The sequence below is a fragment of the Mycobacterium sp. genome (assembly GCF_025965855.1).
Taxonomy (GTDB): Bacteria; Actinomycetota; Actinomycetes; order Mycobacteriales; family Mycobacteriaceae; genus Mycobacterium.
Genome location: NZ_JAOPWB010000291.1, coordinates 1 through 3194 on the forward strand (window position 1 = coordinate 1; position 3194 = coordinate 3194).

Annotated in this window: 2 protein-coding genes and 2 pseudogenes; 1 reads left to right on the top strand and 3 read right to left on the bottom strand. The window is 63.3% G+C overall.

The features are described from left to right. Positions 1 to 677 (top strand): histidine kinase (locus JWP83_RS24850; RefSeq protein ID WP_297736395.1); only part of this gene is annotated, 677 nt, incomplete at its 5' end. A 144-nt stretch (positions 678 to 821) separates the two neighbouring features. Here the strand turns inward: JWP83_RS24850 and JWP83_RS24855 are convergent. From JWP83_RS24855 to JWP83_RS24865, 3 genes and pseudogenes are all read right to left on the bottom strand, one after another. Then, a pseudogene (locus tag JWP83_RS24855) lies at positions 822 to 1823 on the bottom strand (IS630 family transposase); the annotation flags it as partial. Between the two features lie 185 nt (positions 1824 to 2008). Then, positions 2009 to 3001, bottom strand: a complete 993-nt coding sequence (locus tag JWP83_RS24860) for an amidohydrolase family protein (protein WP_297736399.1) — start codon at positions 2999 to 3001, stop codon at positions 2009 to 2011. Positions 3002 to 3082: 81 nt separating this feature from the next. Continuing rightward, positions 3083 to 3194 (bottom strand): annotated as a pseudogene (locus JWP83_RS24865) (salicylate monooxygenase); the annotation flags it as partial.

A 3194-nucleotide genomic window follows, 5' to 3' on the forward strand; every position in this document is an offset into this window, starting at 1 on the left:
GGGACTTCGCGGATCTTGTCGCGACCGCGATTGCCAACGCCGAGGCCCACGCGCAACTCACCGCGTCTCGGGCCCGGATCGTGGCGGCTGGCGACGATGCCCGGCGCCGTATCGAACGCGATCTGCACGACGGCGCCCAACAGCGGCTCGTCTCGCTCGGGCTGCAGCTGCGCGCCGCGGAGGCTTGCGTGCTTGCCGAACTGCAGCCGCTTAAGGAGCAGATTTCTCATCTCGTCACAACTGTGGCCGCGGTCTCGCATGAGGTGCAGGAGATCTCACGGGGGATTCATCCGGCGATTCTGTCGAGGGGAGGGCTGGGCCCCGCGCTCAAGGCGCTGGGCCGCCGCTCCGCGGTCCCGGTTGAGCTCGACCTTGGTGTCGACCGACGATTGCCGGACTCCGTCGAAGTGGCGGCCTACTACGTCGTTGCCGAAGCCCTCACCAACACGGCCAAGTACGCACGAGCCTCCGTGGTGAATGTGTGCGCGGAAGCCGCGGATGCCAACCTCCGCCTCGTGATCCGAGATGACGGAATCGGGGGAGCCGACGCAGACAAAGGGTCCGGCCTCACCGGCCTTGTAGACCGTGTCGAGGCCCTCGGCGGCACGATGGCGATCGCGAGTCACGCCAGAAGTGGGACCTCACTGCTCGTCAAGATCCCGCTCGACATTCAGTGACCGAGCGCCGTCCTCCCCGGACGGTGAATTGGACGCCAACCGAAACATCGATCTGACAAAACCGAGGTCAGTGTCGCCAATCGACGACATCTTCCGCGACTTCCGAACGGTACTGCTAGTGACCCCACCGGAAATTCGTGCGATATATCTAGCGAGTGAGTCGAGGATTTCTTCAGCTGTCTTTGTCCAGGCGAATGGCTTCGGGTCGTCGTTCCAGCCGGTGATCCAGTCGCGGACGTCTTTCTCCAGTGCGGCAACGCTTTTGTGGACACTACGGCGCAGGAGCTGGTCGGTGAGAAAACCGAACCAGCGTTCCACCTGGTTGATCCAGGAGGAGCCGGTCGGGGTGAAGTGGATATGGAAACGGGGATGTTTGGCGAGCCAGTCGTTGGCCGCCGGTGTCTTGTGGGTGGCCAGGTTGTCGCAGACCAGGTGCACGTCCAGTTCGGCGGGAACGGCCTTGTCGATGGCGATCAGGAACTTTTTGAACTCCACGGCCCGATGTCGGCGATGGACCTGGCTGATCACGGTGCCGTCGGCGATATTGAAGGCCGCGAACAGGCTGCTCACGCCGTGGCGGGCGTAGTCATGGCTGTGCCGTTCGGGCATGCCCGGCATCATCGGCAGCACCGGCTGGGAGCGGTCCAACGCCTGCATCTGTGATTTCTCGTCGACACATAACACGACCGCCTTCTCGGGCGGATTGTGATACAGGCCAACGACATCGACGACTTTGGCGACGAACATCGGATCGGTGGAGAGTTTGAACCCGTCGACCAGATGCGGCTTGAGGTCGAACCGGCGCCAGATTCGGCCGATCGTTGTCGGCGAGAGTCCCGATCGTGCCGCCATCGACGTCCGCGACCAGTGCGTTGCGTTCGCCGGCTCCTCCTCCAAGGTGGCCACCAACACCTCTTCGACCTTGTCCAACAGGATCGACGGCCGCCGACCCGGCCGCGGCTCGTCGGTCAAACCATCAAGCCGGCCGGCCACGAACCGTCGGCGCCACTTGTTCACGGTGTTGGGCGCCACCCCCAGATCCTCGGCGACTTGGGTGTTCATCACCCCGGGCTCGGCACACGCCAACACAATCCGCGACCGCAACGCCAACGCCTGAGACGACTTCGCCCGACGCGACCATCGCATCAACTGGTCTCGCTCGTCTTCGGTCAACACCAACTCGGCCTTCGGCCGACCCGTCCTCGCCGCACCGACACCATACCCAATTAACGTACGAATTTACGGTGCGCCACACTAGCGCTCCACGGTGATGGGGTTACCAGGGTGTCTACCACGGGGTGCCGCTCGGCCAGTGTGTGCGGGGCGGATGCTCAGAGGTTGAAGATACGTTGCGCGTTTCCCCTGCCGATCTTTGCCCGGTCGTTGTGGCTCAGCAACGAATTGTCGAACCATTCGACGGCGTCGGCCATGCTCTCGTACGGGTAGTCGACGGAGAACAAAAGCCGGTCGCTGCCGATTTCACTGATCGCGTTGAGCAGCGTGCGGGTGTGGAAGTGGCCGCTCGTGGTGAGGATGAAGTTGTTGCTGAGGTACTCACTGACCTTGCGCCGGGCGATGCCCAGGCCGGCGCCGTCACGTTGCTTGTTTAGCCGGTGCTCCAGACGTGGTAGCAGGAAGGGCAGCCCTTCGCCGAGGTGGCCGACGATGATCTGGATTCCCGGGTAGGTGTCGAACAGGCCCGACAGCATCAAACGGACGGCGTGCGTCGCGGTTTCGTGTCCGAACCCCCACGCGGAACCGACCAGCGATTCATAGCCCTGGTAGATGCGCTGCTGTGCGGGCAACGGTTCGCGGGGATGAAGGTAGACCGGCACGTTGAGCTGGGAGACCTTCTCCCAGAACGGCAGGTTGATCGGATCGTCGAGGTAGCGCCCGGTGTCGTGGTCGTCGATGTTGGTGTAGCCGTTGATCAGGGCGCCCTTGGCGCTCAGTTCGGTGACGGCGCGCTCGAGTTCGACGGCGGCGCCCTCGGGGTCCTGCAGGGCCACGGCGGCGAAAAACGCCAGCCGGGCCGGGTAAGCATCCACGTATTGCGCGCGCACCGTGTCGTTGGATACCCGCGCCGTCTCGGAGGCCTGCTCGACGTCGAGGATGGACTGGATACCCGGCGAGGTCAGCGACAAGATCGTGGTCTCGATCCCGTAGGTGTCCATCAGCTCGATCCGCTCGTCGGTGTCGAGCAGTTTGGCTTCGACGTCAGACATGTAGGCTGCGCCGTTACGTTCCGCCTCACCCGCCGAATCCCAGAGCGTGTTGTTGAGTTTGGTTGAAACGTGTTCTTCGAGTGCGATCTTTCCGTTCATGATCGGTTCCTCTGCGGTCGTTGCGGGTTTGAGGGTTGGGGTCGGTTCGGCAGTGTCAATTGCACTGGCGGGGTGGATGAGTCATGCCGTCCGGTCGGACGAGTAGCCCCATAGCCAGTCGGTGTATCGGTAGTTGGCGGTGTCGAGGTTGCGGAAGAGTTCGTTGCGGGCGATGCGCGCGGTTCCGTCGAGG